This is a genomic window from Delftia sp. DT-2, assembly GCF_028401915.1.
GTDB classification, from domain to species: domain Bacteria; phylum Pseudomonadota; class Gammaproteobacteria; order Burkholderiales; family Burkholderiaceae_C; genus Comamonas; species Comamonas tsuruhatensis.
Genome location: NZ_JAQOTI010000032.1, coordinates 1 through 19,494 on the forward strand (window position 1 = coordinate 1; position 19,494 = coordinate 19,494).

The 19,494-nt window shown below is 65.9% G+C and carries 19 protein-coding genes and 1 pseudogene; 9 read left to right on the top strand and 11 right to left on the bottom strand.

Translation table 11 applies throughout. From position 1 onward, the window contains the following. The 5 genes and pseudogenes from PO605_RS30105 to PO605_RS30125 form a co-directional block, all read right to left on the bottom strand. A pseudogene (locus PO605_RS30105) lies at nt 1–316 on the bottom strand (ferritin-like domain-containing protein); the annotation flags it as partial. A 14-nt stretch (nt 317–330) separates the two neighbouring features. Continuing rightward, the gene (locus PO605_RS30110; protein WP_016450660.1) at nt 331–1,197 is read right to left on the bottom strand and encodes a phosphate/phosphite/phosphonate ABC transporter substrate-binding protein; all 867 of its coding nucleotides are present in this window, start codon (nt 1,195–1,197) and stop codon (nt 331–333) included. 64 nt (nt 1,198–1,261) lie between these two features. Further along, nucleotides 1,262–2,371, bottom strand: coding sequence for an acyl-CoA dehydrogenase family protein (locus tag PO605_RS30115; protein WP_026062547.1), 1,110 nt, complete (start codon nt 2,369–2,371; stop codon nt 1,262–1,264). A 323-nt stretch (nt 2,372–2,694) separates the two neighbouring features. Further along, nucleotides 2,695–3,927: a sensor domain-containing phosphodiesterase gene (locus PO605_RS30120; RefSeq protein WP_034367634.1), complete on the bottom strand. Its 1,233-nt coding sequence runs from the start codon at nt 3,925–3,927 to the stop codon at nt 2,695–2,697. Between the two features lie 368 nt (nt 3,928–4,295). Then, nucleotides 4,296–5,111 carry a helix-turn-helix domain-containing protein gene (locus PO605_RS30125; RefSeq protein WP_046238685.1) on the bottom strand — a complete coding sequence of 272 codons (816 nt, stop codon included), beginning with the start codon at nt 5,109–5,111 and terminating at the stop codon, nt 4,296–4,298. Nucleotides 5,112–5,184: 73 nt separating this feature from the next. Between PO605_RS30125 and PO605_RS30130 the strand changes: the two genes are divergently transcribed. Beyond that, nucleotides 5,185–5,901 carry an aspartate/glutamate racemase family protein gene (locus tag PO605_RS30130; protein ID WP_034367640.1) on the top strand — a complete coding sequence of 239 codons (717 nt, stop codon included), beginning with the start codon at nt 5,185–5,187 and terminating at the stop codon, nt 5,899–5,901. A 96-nt stretch (nt 5,902–5,997) separates the two neighbouring features. Here the strand turns inward: PO605_RS30130 and PO605_RS30135 are convergent, their stop codons facing one another. From PO605_RS30135 to PO605_RS30150, 4 genes are all read right to left on the bottom strand, one after another. Beyond that, on the bottom strand, nt 5,998–7,164 hold the full coding sequence (locus PO605_RS30135) for a GGDEF domain-containing protein (protein ID WP_047474028.1): 1,167 nt from the start codon (nt 7,162–7,164) through the stop codon (nt 5,998–6,000). A gap of 133 nt (nt 7,165–7,297) precedes the next feature. Continuing rightward, nucleotides 7,298–7,534, bottom strand: a complete 237-nt coding sequence (locus PO605_RS30140) for a hypothetical protein (protein ID WP_047474029.1) — start codon at nt 7,532–7,534, stop codon at nt 7,298–7,300. A 154-nt stretch (nt 7,535–7,688) separates the two neighbouring features. Next, on the bottom strand, nt 7,689–8,372 hold the full coding sequence (locus tag PO605_RS30145; RefSeq protein ID WP_016453227.1) for an energy-coupling factor ABC transporter permease: 684 nt from the start codon (nt 8,370–8,372) through the stop codon (nt 7,689–7,691). A 202-nt stretch (nt 8,373–8,574) separates the two neighbouring features. Further along, a complete protein-coding gene (locus PO605_RS30150; protein ID WP_043790259.1) occupies nt 8,575–8,964 on the bottom strand; it encodes a MerR family transcriptional regulator in 390 nt (129 codons plus the stop codon). 72 nt (nt 8,965–9,036) lie between these two features. On the opposite strand from PO605_RS30150, the gene PO605_RS30155 reads away from it, so the two are divergent. The 3 genes from PO605_RS30155 to PO605_RS30165 all read left to right on the top strand — a co-directional run bounded on the left by PO605_RS30155 (nt 9,037) and on the right by PO605_RS30165 (nt 13,049). Beyond that, nucleotides 9,037–10,116, top strand: coding sequence for an SDR family oxidoreductase (locus PO605_RS30155; RefSeq protein WP_016450652.1), 1,080 nt, complete (start codon nt 9,037–9,039; stop codon nt 10,114–10,116). Between the two features lie 161 nt (nt 10,117–10,277). Further along, entirely contained in the window at nt 10,278–11,174 is an 897-nt protein-coding gene (locus tag PO605_RS30160) for an oxidoreductase (protein ID WP_047474031.1), read from the top strand. A 249-nt stretch (nt 11,175–11,423) separates the two neighbouring features. After that, nucleotides 11,424–13,049: a sensor domain-containing diguanylate cyclase gene (locus PO605_RS30165; protein WP_026062543.1), complete on the top strand. Its 1,626-nt coding sequence runs from the start codon at nt 11,424–11,426 to the stop codon at nt 13,047–13,049. Nucleotides 13,050–13,071: 22 nt separating this feature from the next. Here PO605_RS30165 and PO605_RS30170 read toward each other — a convergent pair whose 3' ends face one another. Continuing rightward, nucleotides 13,072–13,560 (bottom strand): MarR family winged helix-turn-helix transcriptional regulator, encoded by a 489-nt coding sequence (locus PO605_RS30170; RefSeq protein WP_012206289.1) that lies wholly within the window; start codon nt 13,558–13,560, stop codon nt 13,072–13,074. Next, nucleotides 13,557–14,462 carry an alpha/beta hydrolase gene (locus PO605_RS30175; protein ID WP_272207308.1) on the bottom strand — a complete coding sequence of 302 codons (906 nt, stop codon included), beginning with the start codon at nt 14,460–14,462 and terminating at the stop codon, nt 13,557–13,559. Before PO605_RS30175 ends, PO605_RS30170 begins: the two co-directional genes overlap by 4 nt. 197 nt (nt 14,463–14,659) lie before the next feature. On the opposite strand from PO605_RS30175, the gene PO605_RS30180 reads away from it, so the two are divergent. From PO605_RS30180 to PO605_RS30200, 5 genes are all read left to right on the top strand, one after another. After that, nucleotides 14,660–15,835 (top strand): ABC transporter substrate-binding protein, encoded by a 1,176-nt coding sequence (locus tag PO605_RS30180; RefSeq protein ID WP_016450648.1) that lies wholly within the window; start codon nt 14,660–14,662, stop codon nt 15,833–15,835. A gap of 110 nt (nt 15,836–15,945) precedes the next feature. Next, nucleotides 15,946–16,866: a branched-chain amino acid ABC transporter permease gene (locus tag PO605_RS30185; protein ID WP_047326908.1), complete on the top strand. Its 921-nt coding sequence runs from the start codon at nt 15,946–15,948 to the stop codon at nt 16,864–16,866. Nucleotides 16,867–16,868: 2 nt separating this feature from the next. Then, a complete protein-coding gene (locus tag PO605_RS30190; RefSeq protein WP_272207309.1) occupies nt 16,869–17,831 on the top strand; it encodes a branched-chain amino acid ABC transporter permease in 963 nt (320 codons plus the stop codon). Next, nucleotides 17,828–18,622, top strand: a complete 795-nt coding sequence (locus PO605_RS30195; RefSeq protein WP_047475075.1) for an ABC transporter ATP-binding protein — start codon at nt 17,828–17,830, stop codon at nt 18,620–18,622. The genes PO605_RS30190 and PO605_RS30195 overlap by 4 nt, the downstream gene beginning before the upstream one ends. Next, nucleotides 18,622–19,335: an ABC transporter ATP-binding protein gene (locus PO605_RS30200; protein ID WP_013801790.1), complete on the top strand. Its 714-nt coding sequence runs from the start codon at nt 18,622–18,624 to the stop codon at nt 19,333–19,335. Before PO605_RS30195 ends, PO605_RS30200 begins: the two co-directional genes overlap by 1 nt. The last annotated feature ends 159 nt before the right edge of the window (nt 19,336–19,494 follow it).

The window sequence follows — 19,494 nt, forward strand, 5'->3', positions numbered from 1 at the left end:
CCGTCTGCGCCGCGCCGCGCCAGCGCCCGGCCTGGGCGCCGCCGCGCGCCACGATGGCCATGGCCTGTGCTGCATCCACGCCATCCTCCCAGCGCAGGCCATGGCCCTGGTCGCTGCACCAGCCCGACAGCTGGGCCTGCCAGCCCGGCGCGCTGCCGGTCACGCGCAGTTGCCCGCCCACGGGCAGGGCGGCCAGCGCGTGCTTGACCAGCAGATGGGCGCCGGCATCGAAGCCCAGGCCCTGAAGGTCGATGACAGGCAGGGTGGAGGCGGGCTGGGTGGAGGCGGGCAGGGCGCCGCTGTCGGAATCAGGCATGGCCATGGCGCGTATCAGTAACGGTAGTCCTGCACGGTGATGCGGCCTTCGGCGTCGTAGAAGGCCTCGTCCGTCACCGCGCGCTCCAGCAGGCCGTAGCCCGTGCCGCGGCCCGGGTGCCAGACCTTCAGGCCTTCCAGCTCCAGCAGCGGGCGCACTGCCGCGTCGTCCCAGGACATGGCCAGCAGGATGTCGCGGAAGGCGGCGGCACGCCCGGCATCGATGTGCGGGCCGGCCGTCATGTTGCAGTGGTCGAAGGCGCCCGAGGTGGCCAGCACGCGCGTGCCGCCGGCCGGCAGCGTGCCTTCGCGCGCAAAGGCCAGGTAGTTCTTGCCCACCATCCATGAGGCCTGTATCTCGCCGGCCACCATGGCGGCGGCGGCCAGGCGCTCGCCGCCGATGTGGTCGCCGTGCTTGCCGCCCAGCACGTCAAAGCGGCGTGCCGTGTAGTCGCGCCCGGCCACCAGCCCTTGCTGGCGCAGATGGTCCAGCGGGATCAGCGTGGCCTGGGGCGAATCCACGGCACCGAAGCCCACGGTCTTGCCGCGCAGGTCCTGCACGCTCTGGATGGGGCTGTCTGCGGGAACGACCAGCAGCGAATGCAGGTCCAGGTCGGTATCGCGCATGGCGATGGACTCCACGCGCAGGCCGCGCGCGCGGGCCATGCGGTCGGCGCGCACAAAGGCCAGCGGCGAGTTCCAGGCCAGGTGCACATCGCCTGCCATCAACGCCTCGGTCAGCGACTCGTAGTTGGAATAGAGCACGTAGTCGAAGTAGTAGCCGCGCTCGATGAAATACGCCTTGAAGCCTTCCCAGATGGTGATCACCTTGGGGGCGTAGGCCACGGCGCCGAGCTTGATCACGGGGGCGGTTGTCGTCATGCGGAAGTCCTTTGCTGGATGGGGGAGGAGGGGTGAAGCGATCGACGGGTTCTGCCGTTCAGGCTCAGGCGGCGGCGTCGCACATGCCTTTGCCCAGCATGTCGTAGATCACATCGGTGGTGGGCGCCATGACCGAGGCGGCGCGCGCATCGCGGAACAGGCGCTCTATGCCCAGCTCCTTGCGGAAGGCGGCGCCGCCGCACACGCGCATGGCAATGTCGGTCACTTCCAGTGCGGCCTCGGCGGCTGCGGCCTTGCTCTGCAGCAGGCGGGTGCGCGCATCGGCCCGGGCCGCCTGCACGGCGGCCACGGTATCGTCGCGCAGCAGGCGGGCCTGCTCCAGGCGCAGCTGGGCACGGGCCAGGTAGGCGCGGATGGTGGGCAGGTCGGCCAGCGAGCTGCCGCTTTCCGCAAAGCGCGTGCCCGCCACATGGGCCACGGCGCGGCGCAGCGCGCCCTGCATCAGGCCGATGGACGTGGTGGCGATCAGCGTGGGAAAGAAGGGCATCAGATAGCGGCCTTTCACGGCCTCGCCCTCGCCGTCGGCGCCCAGCATGCGGGCGCGTGGAACGCCCACGTTGCGTGCCTCGATGGGCGAGGACGCATTGCCGCGCAGCCCCATGCCGTTGAAGCGTCCGGGAATGGACAGGCCCGGCAGCCGGCTGTCCACCAGCCACAGCGTATTGCCCTCGCCCTGCGTGGCGCGCGAGATCCAGACATAGGAATCGGCCTCGCCGGCCGACGTGATCATGCTCTTGAGCGCGTTCAGGTGGATGACATCTTCAGCGGCGGTCGCCGTGCCCGTCGGCGCCCAGATATGGCTGCGCGAGCCGGCTTCGGACACGGCCAGCGTGGTGAGGTGGCGGCCGGCCGCGATCTCGCGGCGCACAGGGTCGTCGGCAAAGGGTTCGATCAGCGCCACGCCGCAGTAGTGCATGGTCAGCACCATGGCCGTGCAGGGGCAGTCCTGGGCAATGCGCTCGACGACCTGCACCGCTTCGGCCAGGCCCTTGCCCAGGCCGCCCACCTCGCTGGCGCTGATCAGGCCCAGCAGGCCGGCTGCCGCCAGTGCATCCAGCGCGGCGCGCGGGTAGCGTGCCTGCTCGTCGATCTGCGCGGCCTGGGGCGCGATGATGTCGCGCATGAGGGGTTCGAGTTGCTTCAAAACTTCCATCTGGGTTCACCGTAGGCATGCCCATGACCGCCTGCCGGGAGGCTGTTGCTGGAAGTCTGGGGAAATGCTGGGGCGCCGCGATGGCCGCTGGACGCGCCTGCCGCATGCAGACCTGCAATGGCGGATGGGCTGGGGAAAGAATGCAGGCGATTATGCGCCGGGTGCACTACGGCTTCGCGCAACGGGCGCCTTGCTCGGGCACCATGGCTGGTGTGCGCTTGATCCCGGTCAATGTGGCGGGAGAACGCTGCGTCGCCACAGCACATTCACGCATGCAGGCAGGCACGCATTCACGCAGGCTCGAAAGCTTGAACGCCTGGGCCCTAGGCCCTGGCAAGCCCCATGGCCAGCGCCTGTGCTGACCCCATCGGCTTGGCAAAGAAGTAGCCCTGGGCCAGATCCACGCCAAGGCTTGCCAGCGCATTGAATTCCTCGGCAGTCTCCACACCTTCGGCGACCACCACGCTTCCTATTTCGTGCGCGAAACTCGTGAGCCCCTTGGCGAGCGCACGGCGGCTGCGGTCGGTATCGACGTCGTGCGTGATGCTCATGTCCAGCTTGATCATGTCCGGTTGAAGATGCAGGATGTGCCGCATGCTGGAGTAGCCGGCACCGGCATCGTCGACCGCCAAGGTCGCGCCCCGGCGCCGCAGCGGAGCCAGTGCATCGGCCAAAGCCCTGTAGTCATCCACGGCGGCATGCTCCGTGATTTCCAGCGTCACGCGCGACAGATCCTGGTCCGAACCCAGAAGCCGGGGCAGCTGCCCCGACTGGATCAGCTGCGGCGAGCAGTTGACTGCGAGCAGCCAATCGGTTGGCAGGCGACCGAGCGCGCCAAGCGCCGTGTCGATTGCATGGCGCTCCAGCTCCAGCCCCAGGCCGACTTCGTGCGCTGCCTTGAACCATTGGTCTGGCGGGCGAAATGGCTCCAGGTCAAAGCGCGACAAGCACTCAAAACCGTGCAGCTTGCCTGTCGCGATGGTGTATACGGGCTGAAATACAGGGCGCAGCGCATTGCCCTGCATGGCAAGGCGGATTTCGTTGGCCGCTTTGTCCCTTGCATGCTGGACCGCAGAAGTTGCACTGAAATGCAGTCCCAATAAATCGGAGAATGCCCGCAACAGCGACATATCGTGCTCACCCAGCGCGGGATTGGGCTGGTGGCTGAAGCAGCACAAGGTGCCGTACAGACGGTTGTCATCCAGGCGGATCGGTACGCTCAGGTGCGAGCCGATGGGAATGGTGTGCGTCTCCGGTATTCCCTGTGCAGCGGGTAAACGGGACGTGTCTGGAATCAACTGCGGCAATTCGCCATTGACCACCTTCTGGCAATAGCCCTCGTTCAATGGAATCTTCTGCTGCCGGAAAATCACTCCGCCAGTGCTCTCGTCCACATGCTCCAGCACCCGATCCGCTTCGCGGAATCGGGCCACAAAGGCCACATCCATGCCCAGATGCCGCCGGACCACGGACAGCACACGGTCCACTCCATCCAGTTCAATGGCGAAAGCAAAAATTCTGCTCAAAGGTGCGAATGTGGATTTTCGAGGGGTCATTTCATTGATCTGCTCTATCAGATGTGTACGCACATTGAATGGGCACGCTGCTGGCGGATTGGCGGTCCTCAGTTCTGCCCGACATGGCCGAGCGGCACGATATGCCGTTGATAACGGAAATGAATTATCGGTAGTCCGCTCCATTGGCAGGAACACGGCAAGGTTGGGCTGCCGCGCCATCGCAAATCAGAACAGGGGGAGAGCAATGGCCCTAAGTATGCGCGGTTGAAGTGCGCAGGTCGAGTCCGTCTGTTCGGATTGACAATGGGAATGAAAAGCCAACGCGGGAACTTGCAAGTTCATTGCACCGCCTGGAACACCGGTCATGCCGCATGCCCCGGGCGTGACGGGTCCAGGTGCTCCATCGGTCACTGCCTGGCCGTATGGCGAATGCGGGCCAGGTACTGGCTGGGCGTCAGCCCCAGATGTTTGCGAAACGCGGCTCCCATGTGCGATTGATGGCTGAAGCCGCAATCGTGGGCGATACAGGCCAGCGAATCGGCATCCGCCCGCATCATGGAGCGGGCCGCCTGTATGCGGGTCTCCACAAGATAGGCATGCGGAGTCATGCCAAGCAGCTGGGAAAACTCACGCAGAAAACGCAGCGGGGTGCGACGGGTCATCCGGGCCAGCTGGGCAATGCTCAACGGCTGTGCAAACTCGGCCGCCATGCGCTCCAGAACCGGCCGATACACCGGGCGCAATGCATCGATGCGCGGGATGGGCACATGGGGCACATCCCTCGCAACGACGCATTGCCGGGCCATGAAGTGCAGGGCTGCCTGCTCTATTGCCAGGGTGTCCGTCTCGGGGCAAAGCAGCAGTTGCCGCAGCTGGTGCGCAATCTGCAAGGCGGCGCGCTGGCCAGGGTGCACAACGCGCCGGGCTTCGGTGTCAGGCACTGCGTCGTCCAGCCATTGCTCCCATTGCGCAGGGGTACAGCGAACCACCAGGTACTCGCCGCCCGTGGCCGATTCGGAAAACACATCCACCCCCGGTGGCGTGCGTGCCACCGTGCCGGGCCATGTGTCGAAGTCCACGCGGCGGTCGCTGCCAATGGCATGCACGCCTTGCTGGCGCTCCAGCGCAATGCCCAGCGAATGAAGGCGGGTCGGGTCATGGCTGCTGTAGGCCGCGCGGCCCAGCAGCTGCACCTCGAATCCCGGTAGTTCCTGAACTTTCATCACCCTGGCGCCTTGTGTCTTGAACTGAAATTTCTTGATAGACGGGAAACCGGGCGCTGCCCACACTGAAGGCATGAACGCAAACCACACGGAAATTCACCGCATCATCGGTCTCATCGGGGGCATGAGCTGGGAGTCCAGCGCCGAGTACTACCGGCTCATCAACCAGGGCGTGCGCGACCGGCTGGGTCCGCTGCGCTCTGCAAAACTGCTCATGTACAGCGTGGATTTTGGCCCCATCGAGCTGGCCCAGCATGAAGGCCGCTGGGATGACGCAGCCGCCTTGCTGGAAGATGCCGCGCGGCGGCTGCAGGATGGCGGGGCGGATGGGGTGCTGCTGTGCACCAACACCATGCACAAGCTGGCAGACCGCATTGCGGCAGCGGTGCGCATCCCTTTTCTGCACATTGCCGACCCGGTGGCCGATGCGGCCCGGGCGGCAGGCTACCGCAGGCTGGGGCTGCTGGGCACCCGCTTCACCATGGAGCAGCCCTTCATGCGCGAGCGCCTGCAGCAGCAGGGGCTGGAGGTGATGGTGCCGCAGGAGGCGGACCGCGCCGAAGTGCACCGCATCATCTACGAGGAACTGTGCGCAGGCCGGATACGGGAAGAGTCGCGGCGCACCTATCAGCGCATCATGGCGCAGCTGGCCGGGCAGGGCGCCCAGGCCATGGTGCTGGGCTGCACGGAAATCAGCCTGCTGGTGCAGCAGGCGCATTGCCCCGTGCCCGTGCTGGACACCACGGCCTTGCATGCCGAGGCTGCGGTGGACTTTGCATTGACGCCTTGAGGCGCCAAAACGACCCGGACTGAACCGGCCCGGACCCCTATCAGTGGCAGATGTGACCTGCAAGCGCACGCAAGCGGCCCACCTGCGGCAAGCAGATCATCCGTGGGGCCGCCCTGGCGCAAGCGGGGCGAGTTCCATCCGGTCCCGTCCCTTGCGCTTCGATGCATAGAGGGCCTCGTCGGCCTGCTTGAGCCAGTGGGACAGCTCTGTTCCGGGCTGGTCGAACAAGGCCGCACCGATGCTCAGGGACACGGGCTGCGGCGTCGCGAACATCGCGCGCGCCTGCTGCACGAACGCCTCGCGCAAGTCCTGGCCCAGCGCCTGTGCGGCCGTGCCGCAGACGTTGTGCAGCAGGATCACGAACTCATCCCCGCCCAGCCGCGCGGCCAGTGCGCCGCGAGGCAGCACGCTGCGGATGAGGTCGCTCAGCGTCATCAGCAGGCGGTCGCCGGCATCGTGGCCGTGCAGGTCGTTGACCTGCTTGAAGTGGTCGATGTCGATCAGCAGCAGGGCGCCGGGGCGGGCCGGCGAGGCTTGTGCCAGCAGCGCCGGTGCACGCAGATAGAGCGCGCGGCGGTTGTCCAGGGAGGTCAGCGGATCGCGGGCGGCAATCTGCGCGATGCGCTCCTCGCGGCGATGGCGCTCCGTCCCGGTCATGGACATGGCCAGCAGCATGATCGCCATCACGCCCTCCACCAGCGAGATCAGGATCACCGTGCCGCGGAAACTGCCCAGGTTGACGAAGGCGTCCAGCGCCACGGTCGATCCGGCCTTGGCGAGGTAGAACAGGCCGTGCGCCAGCAGCACGAAACTCAACTGCGCCGCGCCCATGCCCAGCGCACCGCCATGCGGGCGCAGCAGCAGGCCGGCGCGCAAGGTGGTGATGGCGATCAGCAGCGACTGGATGCCCAGCATCGCCTTGGACCACCAGGGCCCGTCTGGCAGAAACAGCATGGCCAGCCAGACGACGGCCAGCAGCCACCAGAAGTGCGACAGCCGCACGCGCATGAATCCGGCGACCCCGGCCAGGAACAGCCAGTGGGCGGCGATCAGCAGGCCGTTGGGAAACCAGATGCCCAGCAGCACATGGCCGCTGGAACGCAGCAGGGCCAGCACGCAGCCCACGACGATGATGGCGAACCCCGCGCTCCACAGCAGCAGCGAGCGTTCGCGCACGCTGCTCCATTCCGCAGCCAGATACAGCGCCGAAGCGGCCGCCATGGCCGTGGTGAGAACGAGCAGGGTGAAGGGGTCGAGAGCCATGGGCGATGGAGGTATCGGCGCAGGCGCGCTCCTTGTGAGAGCCGCCAGACAAGGAGCAATGCGGCGACGGTCCGTGCCGTCGCGATGCAGTGGAGCAAAGCGAGCGGGGCGGATTGTCGCAGGAAGCAGGTTTTCAGGCTTGCCCGATCACCCGGCTGCAGCGATTCCGGCGTCGGCCGCGTTCCCAAGGCCACGTCGCGGAGGCGAACGCCGGGTCCTTGTACTGCGCAGGCATCCCGCCGCTCCAGACCATGGCGAAGCCGTCCTCACTGCTGGGCTGCGGGCTCTGTTGGAAGCCCGGGGCCTTGTGGAAGGCGGTGGATTTGCCGAGCTCGCTTGCCGGCAGGCTGATGAAGAGGGACCTGGTCATGCTGGACCAAGAGGAAGCGGCCACGGCTGCGCGCGGGGCCGTCCATGCACCTGCCGCTCCCCGCTTTGCCATGGTGGCCCGGGGGCGGCAAGGCGGGAGCACCGGGGCAAGATGCCCTATGGGGCGTCAACCGTGACCGGGGGAGCCGGCCCTGTCAGACCGCAACGGCGTGCAGGCGGGTATTGAAAAGCGGCCCTTGGGTGAAGGTCGCCAGGCGCTTGGCCAGCCACAGCACCGCCAGGTCCACCAGGGGTTCCACCAGCACGACGCACATGTAGGCAGCACCGAAGCTTGCCACCTCGGTCAAGGTTGCCAGGCTGGCACCGTGGCCGTAGATGGCCCAGAACGCGACCCACAGGACAATGCCGCCCTGGTAGGTGGTGGACAGGGCCAGGGCCTGCCTGTAGCTGATGTCCACATAGGCCGTGCCGGCGGGAATCAGCCGGCGCGCCAGTTGGTTCACCGCATACAGCGGCACCAGCAAGGTGGTGACGTTCATGCCGTACTGCGGCAGGTCGAAGGGGGCAAAGAACAGGCCCTGCACCAGCAGGCCGAACGCCAGGCCGATGGCCGCAGCTCCCGCGCCGAACATCAGCAGCAAGGTCGAGCCCAGGATCAGATGGACCTCGGACACGCCGACCGGCTCGTGCGGAAACACCTCGAAGAAGCTGAACACCAGCGCGGTGGTGATGACACTGCGGGCCAGCAGCGCGAGCCAGCCGCCGTTGTCGCGCAGGCTTTGCCGTGCCAGGGCGGCGGTCAGGCCGAAGGCCGCTGCGGCGGTGACATAACTGAGGGCGATTTTTTCGGGGCTGACGACGCCGGGTTCGATGTGCATGGGAGGTCCTGAACAGTCAAGGTCCGTTGCAGGGCGGGCACCGACTGCGCAACGGCAAAGGTATTGAGCATAGCCGTGGATGAATGGCTGCGCCATGCCTTGGCGCGGCAGATGCGTTTTCTGTCCAGGCTGCGCGGATGTACTCGGGTGATGCCGGGAGCAGCCATGCAGCGATTGCCGCTGTTGTCTGGATGCCGACAGCTCACTTCAAGGCGTTGTTGAGTCGCTGAAGCTCAAGTTGCTGGGCAGCACTGGCCTCGAGATTTGCACGCTCCTCGTCCAAATACCGATAAATGCTTTTGAGCTCAGTGATTTTCTTTCTGATTTCCAGCATTTTCTTTTCAATCAACTTGGCACCCTCGGCACAATCGATTGACTTGTTTCTCTGAGCGTCCAGAATTTCGCCTATTTCCGCAAGAGAAAATCCCATGCTTTGTGCGCGCTGGATAAATCCAAGATCCTGCAGGGTTTGCGGTGTGTAAACACGGTAATTGTTGTTTCGCCGCAATGGTGCGATAAGGCCGATCTTCTCGTAGTAGCGCAGGGTATGGCGGCTGGCGCCGCTGCGGACCTCGAGTTCGCCGATATTCATGAAAAAACGCTTGACTATAGAGTTGGGTCGACAGTCTACACTCGATTTTTCATCGTGCCAAGGAGCAGAAAAATGAGCGTGGAGTGCTTTGTTACGGGAGGGACCGGCTTCATCGGCCAGCATCTGGTGTCATGCCTGAGCGCAAAAGGTCACACGATTCGGGTGCTGATGCGTCGCCCGGAGCGCCTGGCGCAACTGCGGGAGCAGGTCGACAATCTGGGAGGTGTCGCAAACCGTGTCTTTGCCGTGGCTGGCGATCTGGAGCAGGAGAGCCTCGGCTTGAGTCTTTCCGATCGAGAGGCTTTGCGGCAGGCCGAAGTTGTGTTCCACCTGGGCGCCCACTTCGCGTGGGGCCTTTCAATGGAGCATTCGCGTGCAGTGAATGTGGAAGGTGCAAAGCGCGTGGCGTTGTTGGCAGCGCAGCAAGATAGCCGGCTGGTGATGATCGGCGGCTATATGCTGAAGAACAATGAACATCTGCAGCGCATCGGAATTGATCCCGGCCATCCGGAAAGGACTCATTGGCCTGCCGTCTATCGGCGTGTCGGCGCTTACGAGGGGAGCAAGCTGGAGGCGCATTTCGCGACCCTGGAGTTCATGGCTGCCAAGGGAGGGAAAATGACCGTCGTGCACCCCGCAACGGTCTGTGGTCATAGCCGCACGGGACATATACCTTGCAGCCAGCCACTGGTGGATCTGATACGCAATCTGGCGCAGGGAAAACTGGCTGCAGTGCCCGGTAGCGCGGAGCACTGGTTGCCATTGGTCACTGTGGATTATCTGGTCGAGCTGGTTTCGGCTTGCGCTTTTGATCCTTCCATGGCAGGTCAGGAGCTTCTGGCGCTTGACGACCAAAGTCCCAACTTGCGAGAACTCCTGGCAGAGGTGGCACAACCTCTTGGAATAAAGTCCCCAAAGCATCATATTTCGCTCCGATTGCTGAAATGGCTTTTGAGCATTCCTCCGGTCGCACGGTTTTTGAATACGGATGCCGAAGCCCTGGACTTCATCCAGACTACGCGTTTTGACACAGCGGCGGTCGAGCAATTCGCCAAAAGGCACGGAATATCAAAGCCGGATATTCGTCAATCGTTACGGAATACTGCAATGTTCGTCAACTCATATTGCATGCCCAATGAAAGAGTCCACTGACGTGTATTTTGCCGGGATGAATACTGAGAAACTATCAAGATGCATTGCACCTATGCAGGCACAGCCAAGAGCAGCCCTCCACTGCGCCCGTGGCACTCCATAATTGTCCTTTTCAGGTGTCGAGGCCGGCGCCGAGCGCCCGTTTCGAGGAATCCGCTTCAGTGAATCAACAAGTCCATACAAGAATCGCTGTCCTGGGGCCCGGTGCGATCGGGACCACCGTCGCTGCTGCGTTGCACGAAGTCGGCCGTACGCCCATGCTTTGCGGCCGTACGCCGCGTGACAGCCTGGTGCTGCAAGGTAGCGGTGTTCGCATCGTTGTTCCCGGGCCGGTGAGAACGGAGCCAGCACAGATTGCACGCCCGGTGGACCTCGTTTTTCTCGCGGTCAAAGCGACTCAGACCGCTGCCACTGCGCAATGGCTTGCGGCGTTGAGCGGCCCGCAAACCGTCGTGTGTGTCTTGCAAAACGGGGTCGAGCAGTTGGAGAGTGTCACTGCGCTGTGCCCTCAGGGGCGAGTCGTTCCTGCAGTCGTGTGGTTCCCTGCGCAGGCGCAATCCGATGGATCGGTGCTCCTGCGCAGCGATGCTCGGATCAGCCTGCCTGACGAAGCGGCCTCCCTCGTGGTTGCGCAGGCACTGCAAGGCTCCCGGTGCCTGGTAGACCTGGTTTCGAATTTCAGATCTCTGGCCTGGCAAAAGCTGCTGCAGAACGCGGCGGCCGGGCTCATGGCGCTCACGCATCGCCGCTCGGGCATGTACGGCCGGCACGACATCTCCAAGCTCACACTGGACTACCTGCAGGAGTGCCTGGCCGTGGCACGCGCCGAAGGTGCTGAACTGGGCGATGAGGTCCCGCAGGCGATCCTCGACAAGTTCCAGGCATCCCCTGCCGACCTGGGCACGTCCATACTGGCGGATCGCGAAGCAGGCCGTCCGCTCGAATGGGATATCCGCAACGGCGTTATCGCGCGCCGCGGCCGGGCGCGCGGGGTTCCGACCCCGATCGGTGATGTCTTGGTGCCGCTTCTTGCTGCCGCGAGCGACGGCCCCGGCTGATCACCCATGCATTGACGATAAGGCCTGTGATCACAGGCCTGCCATCCGCATTCAGCCTGAAACTGCCGGCAGCCCCCCCAATCCCAACCCTGCCGGCCGATTTTTCCGAAGCCGGGGACAATACCGGGTTCGCGGGTTTTTCCGGCTCGACCTGGGTCGAGGACGGGAATCGCTTGCGGAAGGAAGCTGCACTGGCGTTGAACCCGGACGCAGAAAACCCCAAGATCGGACGGCGGCGAGACTGCCGAGATGGCGCAGGTGCATGTGACGAAGAGGGATTGGTGGACAAGGGCCTGCCGCAGCCGCAGCGGTCGGCCCGTCAAACGCGATACCCGCCTGGTGGGCTGGCTGCTGGCCGTGGTGTTCGTGTCGGTATCGGCGGCCACGGTGTGGCAGTTGGTGGCTGCGCGCCAGCGCACGCTGGCCGAGGTGGATACCGTCAACCGCAATCTGGCGCAGACGCTGAATACCTATTCCGAAGGCGTGATCACCCAAAGCTCCATGCTGCTGCTGGGCATTGCCGAAAGGCTGGAGCTGGATGGCGCCGGTGCCGCGCACCTGGAGCGCGTGCTGCATCTGGTCAACCGCCAGGAGCAGCTGCTGAACCAGCTCAACGAGCTGCTGGTCGTGGACGCGCAGGGGCGCTGGCTGATGTCGTCCAAGGGGACGTTTCCCCCAGGAACGCAAAGCGCGGACCGCGACTTCTTCACGCACCACCGCGACGACCCGTCGTCAGGCATCTACATCGGGCCGCCGATCCGCAGCCGCTCCACAAGCGAATGGGTGATCACCATCAGCCGGCGCTATACCGACAGCGAGGGCCAGTTTGCCGGCGTGGTCGTGGTGACGCTGGGTGTGGAAAATTTCCTGCGGCTGTTCGGCAAGATCGACATCGGCGAGCAGGGCGCCATTTCACTGAGCACGCCGGGCGGGCAACTGCTGGTGCGCCACCCCTTCCGTGAGCAGGACCTGGGGCGGGACTTCTCGCAGTCGCCCAATTTCCTGCGCCACTATGCGGGGGCGATGTCGGGCACGGCGTCGTTCCGCTCGGGCCTGGATGGCACGGAAAGAATCTATGCCTTCCTGCGCAGCGAGCGCTATCCGCTGGTGACCACGGTGGCCCTGGGCCGCGACGAGGCGCTCAGTTCCTGGCAGCGCCAGGCGCAGCTGACGCTGGCCGTGGTGCTGGGGCTGTTTCTGGCGATTGCGCTGATCGGCTGGCGGCTGACGGCGGCGATGCGGCTGCGCTCGCGTGCCGAATGCTCCCTGGTCAGCGCGCGCGAGGAATTGCTGCAGGCCAACCGCCGGCTGGAGGTGCTGGCCGCCCAGGACCAGCTCACGGGCCTGGCCAACCGGCGCCGCTTCGACGAGGTGCTGGAGCGCGAGGCACGGCGCGCCGTGCGCGAGGGCACGCCGCTGTCGCTGCTGCTGATCGATCTGGACCATTTCAAGGGCTACAACGACGCCTACGGCCATGTGGCGGGCGATGCCTGCCTGCAGACAGTGTGTCGCGCCCTGGCCCAGGCCGTGCAGCGGCCCGGCGACATGGCGGCGCGCTACGGCGGGGAGGAGCTGGCCGTGGTGCTTCCCAATACGGACCAGGCCGGCGGGCTGCAGGTGGCCGAGCGGCTGCGTGCGCGCATCGAGGGCCTGGGCCTGGAGCACCGCAGCAGCCGCTTCGGCCATGTGACGGCCAGCATCGGCGTGGCGACAGCGCAGTGCGGTGAGGCTGGCGCGACTCAAGGCGCTACACAAAGCGCTACACAAGGCACTACCCACGGCTCCACCCAAGGTGCCGCCGTGGCGCTGGTGGAAGCGGCCGACCGTGCGCTGTACCGCGCCAAGGCCGCAGGGCGCAACTGCGTGCAGGGCTGAACGGGGGTGGGTCTGCGCGCGCTCAGTCCGTCGGCGAGCGGTGGGCCACCACCTGCTGCTTGAGGTCGCCCAGCGCCTGGTACAGGTCGTTGCGGCTGGCCTGCGGCATGTCGCCGAACATGCCCATGACCCAGGACTCATGCGCCTTGGCCATGCGCGCAAAGGTCTTGCGGCCCAGCGGGGTGAGGTGCAGCACGGAGCTGCGCCGGTCGGACTCCACCTTGGTGCGCACCACCAGGCCCTCTTTCTCCAGCTGGTCGGTGATGCCGGTGATGTTGCCGTTGGTCACCATCATGTGGCGCGACAGCTCGCCCATCTTCATGCCCTCGGGCGCGCGCTGCAGTTGCGCCATGAGGTCGAAGCGGGGCAGGGTGGTGTCGAATTCGCTGCGCAGGCGGTTGCGGATCTCGCCTTCGATGAGGTTGCAGCAGGTGAGCATGCGCAGCCACAGGCGCAGCGCATGGTGGTCGTCGGGCGCGGCGCGCGACTCCAGGTCGGGAGCGTGGGTCATGGCTGGTTCTGCGGTGTGGGGGCGCTCAAGCCCATCTGCGCGAGGATGGCGCGCGTCAGCGGGCTGGCCGGGTCGTTCAGGGTGAGCACGATGTCGAAATGGTTGGTGCCGGGCATGGCCACGTACTGGCCTGACGATGGACCGGGGCCACGGCGCAGGTTCCAGGCGGCCAGGTAGTCGTCGCTCTGGCGCTTGAATTCATCGGTCTCGCTCTCGCCGTAGCTGACGATGAGCGGGCAGGCCGCGCCGTGCGGCAGGAGGGCGGGGCTGTTGCGAATGGCGTCCTGCTCGCTCAGGCGCATCCATTCGTTGATGTGGGTGTGCACCAGCGGGCGCAGGTCGAACAGGCCCGACAGCGGTGCGGCGCCGCGCACCACGGCCTCGGGCACGCCGTAGTCCGCATGCCAGCCGCCGGCCAGCAGCATGCCCGCCAGGTGGCCGCCGGCCGAGCTGCCGCAGACATGGATGCGGCCCGGGTCGCCGCCGTAGCGGGCGATGTGCGCATGCACCCAGGCCAGGGCGCGGCGTGTCTGGTCCACGATGCGGTCCAGCGTGACGGCGGGCGCCAGCGAATAGTTCAGGGCCACCACCACGGCGCCGGCGCGCGTGAAGGTGGGCGCCATGCTGCTGGAGTCGTCCTTGGACAGCAGCCGCCAGTAGCCGCCGTGGATGAAGAAGAGAACAGGGGCGCCTGCCGCCCCGGTTGCTGCCGGGAAAATGTCCAGCAGCTCGTCGGCATGCTCGCCATAGGCCACGTTCAGCGCGCAGGGCAGGCTCTGGCGCGCGGCCCGGCTGTCGTCGGCATAGGCCTTGATGATGGGGGTGATGTCGGGTACCGTCGCGCGGGCGTTGTACTGGACATCGAGTCCGGCGCGGTCGTAGTGACGGTAGAGTGCGGGCATTGGAACGGAGATGGCGCGAAATGGTTTGTATGGCAGGTATTGGTACAAGTCCCAGACTTGTTCTGCAAAATACTTTAAACCTAAACTAAGACCCGCGCCAACCGTTCCAGCCCTTACAGAGTTTCCCGTCCAGCGTGACGGAAGACTGCCTCACCACCGATCGCCATCCGCGCGGCCCGCGCAAGGAGCACAGCAGCATGCGTTTCCTCACCCCCTTCCTGGCCGCAGCGGCCCTGGCCCCTGCCTTTGTTCCCGCGCTCGCGCAGGCGGACACCATCAAGGTCGGTATCGCCAACGATATTTCCGGGCCGTTTGCCGCGCTGGGCGCCGAGGCGCGTGACGGCTTCAACCTCGCCATCAAGCAGCTGGGCGGCAAGCTGGGCGGCCAGCCGGCCGAGTTCCTGCAGACCGACATGGGCGGCAACCCCGACCAGGCGCGCCAGCTGGTCACGCGCTACATACAGCGCGACAAGGTGGATTTCTTCACCGGCCCCATCGGCTCCAACGTGGCCCTGGCCGTGGGCCCGGCGCTGTTCGGCGCCAAGGTGCCCTACCTGTCCAACAATCCCGGCCCCAGCCAGTTCGCGGGAGCGCAGTGCAATGCGTTCTGGTTCGGCACGTCCTACCAGAACGATGCCTTCCACGAGGCAGCCGGCAAGCTGGCCGCCGACCGTGGCTTCAAGAAGATGTTCATCATGGCGCCCGACTATCCGGCCGGCAAGGATGCGCTGGTCGGCTTCAAGCGCGGCTACAAGACCGCGCCCGGCGAAGAGGTCTACACCAAGCTGGGCCAGATCGACTATGCGGCCGAACTGGCCCAGATCCGCGCGGCCAAGCCCGATGCGGTCTATATCTTCCTGCCGGGCGGCATGGGCATCAACTTCGTCAAGCAGTTCGTGTCCACGGGGCTGTCGCAAAGCGTCAAGCTGATCGGCCCGGGCTTCTCGGCCGACGAGGACGTGATCCAAGCCGTGGGCGAGCCCATGCTGGGCATGGTCAATACCGCGCAGTGGGCGCATGACCTGGACGTGCCGCAGAACAAGGCCTTCGTCGAGGCCTTCCGCAAGGAGTACAAGGGCCGCAACCCCTCGGTCTACGCGGCCCAGGCGTATGACGTGATCATGGCCATGGATGCGGCGGTCAAGCAGGCCGGCGGCAAGGCCTCGGACCGCCAGGCCATTGTCAAGGCGCTGGAGAAGGCCGACTACGCCTCGGTGCGCGGCCCCTTCACGTACGGCAAGAACCACTACCCCATCCAGGCCTACTACCAGCGCGTGATCGAGAAGGATGGCAGCGGCCGCATCACCAACAAGCTGGTGGGCAAGGTGTTCGACAAGTACCAGGACGTCTACGTCAACGACTGCAAGATGTGACCCCGCCGCCGCGCCCCCGTCGAGCGCGGCGTGCCTTGATCTTGATTTTCAAAGCCGGATGATTTGTTGACCGCGCGCGGGCCGATGCGCCCGCGGCAGGGGGCGTGTGGATGACGTGGACGCTGCTCTTGGAGCAATTGCTCAATGGCCTGCAGTTCGGGCTGATGCTGTTTCTGATCGCGGCCGGGCTGACCCTGGTGTTCGGCATCATGGACATCATGAACCTGGCCCATGGATCGCTGTACATGGCGGGCGCCTATGTGGCGGCAGAGACCCTGCAGCGCACGGGCTCGTTCACGGCGGCGGTGTTGGTGGCGGCCGTGGCCACGGGCGTGGCGGGTGTGGTGCTGGAGCTGGTGCTGATACGGCGCCTTGCCGTGCGCGACCACCTGGCCCAGGTGCTCGGCAGCTATGCCGTCATCCTCATCGCCAATGACCTGGTCAAGATGGTCTGGGGCCCGGCTCCGGTGATGCTCAACATGCCGGCTGCGCTGTCCGGGCCCGTGCAACTGCTGCCCGATCTCATGTACCCGGCCTACCGGCTGATGATCATCGTCTTCGGCCTGGCCGCCGCGTTGGGCCTGTACTGGTTCGTGACGCGCACGCGCGCCGGCGTGCTGGTGCGGGCAGGCGCCTCCAACCGCCAGATGGCCACGCTGATGGGCGTGCGCGTGCCGCTGCTGTTCCTGGGCGTGTTCACGCTGGGCGCCATGCTGGCGGCGGTGGCGGGCGCGCTGCTGGGACCCATCACCTCGGTGCAGGTGGGCATGGGCGAGGACATCCTGATCCTGGTGCTGGTGTGCATCGTCATCGGCGGCATAGGCTCCATACGCGGCGCCCTGGTGGGCGCCTTGCTGGTGGGCATGGTGGATACGGCGGGTCGGGCCTTCCTGCCCATGCTGCTGCGCCAGGTGTTCTCCCCGGCCGTGGCGTCCAGCGTGGGGCCCACGCTGGCGGCGATTTCCATCTACGTGCTGATGGCGGTGGTGCTGGTGTACCGTCCTTCCGGCCTTTTCCCTGCGCGAGGCTGAGCATGGGTCACAGCACATTACAAGGCAGGTTCCAGGCCCGGTTCTTCTGGACCGTGCTCGCGCTGCTGGCGCTGGCGGTGTTCCCGCTGGTGGCTCCGGCGCTGGGGCTGGACTTCTACATCTCCTTCGTGCGCCGCGTGCTGATCTACGCGCTGGCCGCCACCAGCCTGAACCTCATCCTGGGCTATGGCGGCATGGTGGCGCTGGGGCATGCGGCCTTCTTCGGTGCGGGGGCCTATGCGGTGGGCATCCTGGCGATGAATGGCGTCACCTCGGCCCTGGTCGCCTGGCCGGCAGCCGCGCTGCTGGCCGGGCTGCTGGCCGCCGCCACGGGCGCCGTGTCGCTGCGCACGCGCGGCGTGTACTTCATCATGATCACGCTGGCCTTTGCGCAGATGCTGTTCTATATCTTCATCTCGCTGCGCCAGTACGGCGGCGAGGACGGGCTGAACCTGCCCGGCCATTCCGTGCTGCCCGGGCTGGACCTGGGCCACGACGTTTCTTTCTACTACGTGGTGCTGGCGCTGTTCGCGGTGCTCATGGCCTTGTTCGGCCGGCTGGTGGATTCGCGCTTCGGCAAGGCGCTGCAGGGCGTGCGCGAGAACGAGTCGCGCATGGAGTCGCTGGGCTACCCGGTCTATCGCCTGAAGCTCGTGGCCTTCGTTCTTAGCGGCGCGGTGGCGGGGCTGGCGGGCGCGCTGCTGGCCAACCACAACCTGTTCATCTCGCCCAGCCTCATGCACTGGACCCAGTCGGCCAACCTGCTGATCATGGTGCTGGTCGGTGGCGTGGGCCTGCGCTGGGGCGGCGTGGCCGGCGCCGTCGTCATGCTGACGCTGGAGGAAGTGCTTCGCATGTGGACCGAGTACTGGCACCTGCCGCTGGGCCTGCTGCTGCTGTGCGTGGTGTTCGGCGCGCCACGCGGCCTGACGGGCCTGTGGTCCGCACGCGGGAGGCAGGCATGAGCGGCGCGGCCACACCTATCTCCATCTCCACCCCGGCCCTGGAGGCCAAGGGCCTGGTGCGCCGCTTTGGCGCGCTGCTGGCCACCGACCATGTCTCGCTGTCGCTGGCGCCTGGCGAGATCCATGCGCTGATCGGCCCCAATGGCGCGGGCAAGTCCACGCTCATCCATCTGCTGTCGGGCACGCTGGCGGCCGACGCCGGCACCCTGGCACTGGCCGGGCGCGACGTGAGCGCGCTCAACGCCCACCAGCGCGTGGCGGCGGGGCTGTCGCGGTCGTTCCAGATCACCAACATCTTCAAGCAGTCCAGCGTGCTGGACAACCTGGTGCTGGCCGTGCAGGCGCATGCCGGCAGCAGTTTCCGCTTCTGGCGCCCGCGCGCGGCCGAGGCTGCGCTCTACGAGCAGGCGCGCGAGCTGGCGCGTGAATGCGCCATCGACGCCAGCCTGCTGCAGCGCTCCGCAGGCACGCTGCCGCACGGCGAGCAGCGCAAGCTGGAGTTCGCGCTGGCCCTGGCCGCGCGGCCTGGTGTGCTGCTGCTGGACGAACCCATGGCCGGCATGGGGCCTGATGAAACACTGCGCCTGACCGAGCTGATCGAATCCCTGCGCGGCCGCGCCGCCATGCTGCTGGTGGAGCACGACATGCAGGCCGTGTTCCGCCTGGCCGACCGCATCTCCGTGCTGGTCTACGGCCGCATCATCGCCACCGGCACGCCCGACGAGATACGTGGCAACGCCGATGTGCGCCAGGCCTACCTGGGAGACGAAGAAGTGAAGGAGGGCGCGTGATGCTCGAAATGCAGGCCGTGCAAAGCGGCTACGGACCCAGCCAGGTGCTGTTCGGCGTGGACCTGCGCATCGAGGCAGGCCAGGTCGTCACCCTGCTGGGCCGCAACGGCATGGGCAAGACCACGCTGCTTCGCACGCTGCTGGGCCAGCTGCCCCTGCGCGCTGGCCGCATGGTGTTTGCCGGGCAGGACATCGCCGGCTGGGCCACCGACCGCATCGCCCGCGCCGGCGTGGCCATCGTGCCCGAAGGCCGCCAGTGCTTTCCCAACCTCACGGTGCGCGAGCACCTGACGGCCTTTGTAGCCCATCGCAATTCGGGCAGTCCCGGCGCGGCCGAGCCCTGGACGCCCGAGCGCGTGTTCGCCCTGTTCCCCCGCCTGGGCGAGCGCGCCTCCAACATGGGCAACCAACTGTCGGGCGGTGAACAGCAAATGCTGGCCATAGGCCGCGCCCTGGTCACCAACCCGCGCCTGCTCATCCTGGACGAAGCCACCGAGGGCCTGGCCCCGCGCATCCGCGAAGAGATCTGGTCCTGCCTGGCCCAGCTGCGCGCCGCTGGCCAGACCATCCTGGTCATCGACAAATACGTGGAGCGCCTGCTGGGCCTGGCCGACCGCCACCTCATCCTGGAGCGCGGCAAGGTCGTGTGGAGCGGAGACTCGGCCGCGCTGGATGGGGACAGAGCGCTGTGGGAACGGTATTTGGGAGTGTGAGCACGCGCAATGCATTCGCAGTTCAAGGCGAAATTCAAGGCGCGATGGAGGGTTGAATGGCATTGAAGATCAATGGGTGGCATGCCATTCAAATACATGCCTGTATCCAAGATGGGAAATTGCTTACATTTACAGGATGTATCTGACCCTGCATTTGAT